Annotated in this window: 1 protein-coding gene; it reads left to right on the forward strand. The window is 72.4% G+C overall.

The window, feature by feature from the left end; all coding sequences use genetic code 11:
• Positions 1 to 28: 28 nt before the first annotated feature.
• Positions 29 to 2,281, forward strand: coding sequence for a serine/threonine-protein kinase (locus N864_RS21345; RefSeq protein WP_081794110.1), 2,253 nt, complete (start codon positions 29 to 31; stop codon positions 2,279 to 2,281).
• The last annotated feature ends 281 nt before the right edge of the window (positions 2,282 to 2,562 follow it).

Here is a 2,562-nt window from a genome sequence, read left to right on the forward strand (position 1 = left end):
AGCGGCGCCTGCCGCTGCCTCCGCTGCTCTGCCGACCGGCGGAGGCGCGACGGTCCCGGACGGCACCCCGTGCGACCAGCCCGGCTGCCCCGGGCACATCGACGACGGCTACTGCGACGTCTGCGGCACCCCCGCGACGCAGGCCGTCCCTGCCCACCTGGCCGACCCGGACAGCACGCCCGCCGGGACCGGCCCCGAGCTCTCGACACGGTCGACCGCCTCGAGCAACCTCGCCTCGACGGCGTTGGGCTCCAAGCGCGCCCGGCAGACCGGCAGCGCAGCGACCCGCCGCCTCACCGACTCGCAACGCCTGCGCAGCGCCCGGCTCGGCGGCGGCATCACGACGGTCCGACCGGCACCGCCGATCGACGCCGAGAAGGCGCTGCTCACCGACCCGACCGTGCCGGAGAGCAAGCGGTTCTGCCCGAAGTGCGGCGAGCCCGTCGGCCGCGGCCGGGACGGCCGTCCGGGGCGGACGACCGGCTTCTGCCCGAAGTGCCGGCACCCGTTCTCGTTCGACCCCAAGCTGCACCCCGGCGACCTCGTGGCCGGCCAGTACCTCGTCGCGGGCTGCCTCGCGCACGGCGGGCTCGGCTGGATCTACCTCGCCCAGGACAAGAACGTCTCCGACCGGTGGGTCGTCCTCAAGGGCCTGCTCAACTCCGCCGACCCCGACGCGCTCGCCGCCGCGATCGCCGAGCAGCGCTTCCTGGCCCAGGTCTCACACCCGAGCATCGTCGAGATCTACAACTTCGTGACGCACGAGGACGACGGCTACATCGTCATGGAGTACGTCGGTGGCACGTCGCTGAAGTCGATCCTCAAGCAGCGGATGCAGCAGGTCGGCAAGTACAACCCGCTCCAGGTCGACCAGGCGCTGGCCTACATCCTGGAGATCCTCCCGGCGTTCCAGTACCTGCACGACCTCGGGCTCGTCTACTGCGACTTCAAGCCGGACAACATCATCCAGGTCGGCGACGAGGTCAAGCTCATCGACCTCGGCGGGGTCCGGCGCATCGACGACGAGGACTCGGCGATCTTCGGCACCGTCGGCTACCAGGCCCCCGAGGTCGCCGAGCTCGGCACGTCGGTCGCGTCCGACATCTACACGATCGGGCGCACCCTCGTCGTGCTGACGATGGAGTTCCGCGGCTACCAGTCGACATACCTCAACACCCTGCCGCCGCAGGACTCGAGCCCGGTCTTCCAGAAGTACGACTCGTTCTACCGGCTCGTGGCCAAGGCGTGCGCACCGAACCGGGACGACCGGTTCGTCTCGGCAGACGAGATGCGGTCCCAGATGGTGGGCGTCCTGCGGGAGGTGGTCGCGATCGACCGCGGCTCCGGCGCCGCCACGGCGACCGTCTCGTCGCTGCTCTTCGAGTCGCCGACCGTCGGCGAGGAGGCGGACGACTGGCGCAACCTGCCGGCCCTGCGCGTCGACCCGCACGACCCCCTGACCGGCTGGCTCCAGACCGTGCGCGGCACCCCGACCGAGCGGCTGATGCGGCTCAACAACCCGCCGAAGGAGTCGACCGAGGTGCTCCTCGCGCGGGCCCGCGCCGGGCTGGAGGCCGACCAGGCCGACATCGCCGACCTCACGGCCCAGCAGCTGCTCACGGCCGACCCGTGGGAGTGGCGGGCCGTCTGGATCCAGGGGCTCGCGGCCCTCGAGCGGGGGGACTTCCGCTCCGCCCAGGCCTCGTTCAACGCCGTCTACGGCCAGGTGCCGGGCGAGCTCGCGCCGAAGCTGGCGCTGGCCCATGCCTGCGAGAAGGCCGGCGACGACGGCGTCGCCGAGGGGCTCTACGTCGCGTGCGCCCGCACCGACGCCGCCTACGTGCCGATGGCCGCCTTCGGGCTGGCCCGCGTGCGGGCCTCCCGCGGCGACGTCGACGGCGCGGTCGCGGCATACCGGCTCGTCCCTCCGGAGTCGAGCGCGTACGCCGCTGCGCGCGCGGGGCTGGCCGAGCTGCTGACGCGAGCGAACCGGAGCCTCGACGACCTCGCAGAGGCGATGACGACGATGGCCGACACGTCGATGTCCCCGCGCCACCGCGCCGAGGTGACGACCCAGATCTACCGCGAGGCCCTGGCCCGGGTGGCCCAGAACGGCAGCGTCGCGCGGACGTTCATCGGCAGCCGCAAGGCGACGGTGCCCCAGCTGCGGCTCGGGCTCGAGGAGGCGCTGCGCAATCTGGCATCGCACACTCCGGACCTGACCGAGCGGGTCCGGCTCGTCGACGAGGCCAACACGATCCGGCCGTGGAGCATCTGGTGACGCGGTCGGGTCGGGGCCCACTGCACCCATCTCGCCCCCTGCGCCCACTGCGGCCCCTGCGCCCACTGCGGCCCCTGCGTCCGACGGCCCGCGCCGCCGGGTACTGGCACCACCCACCCACCCCGTCGAGTGAGCGCAAACTCCGGGGAGTTTGCGCTCACTCGACGGCTGGCAACCGGACTTTGCGCTCACTCGACGGTTGGGAACCGGAGTTTGCGCTCACTCGACGATTGGGGAGACGCGGATGACGAGACCGACGGCGACCGGCACCCTGACGTGCC

This window comes from Intrasporangium chromatireducens Q5-1, from assembly GCF_000576575.1.
In the GTDB taxonomy this organism is placed as follows: domain Bacteria; phylum Actinomycetota; class Actinomycetes; order Actinomycetales; family Dermatophilaceae; genus Intrasporangium_A; species Intrasporangium_A chromatireducens.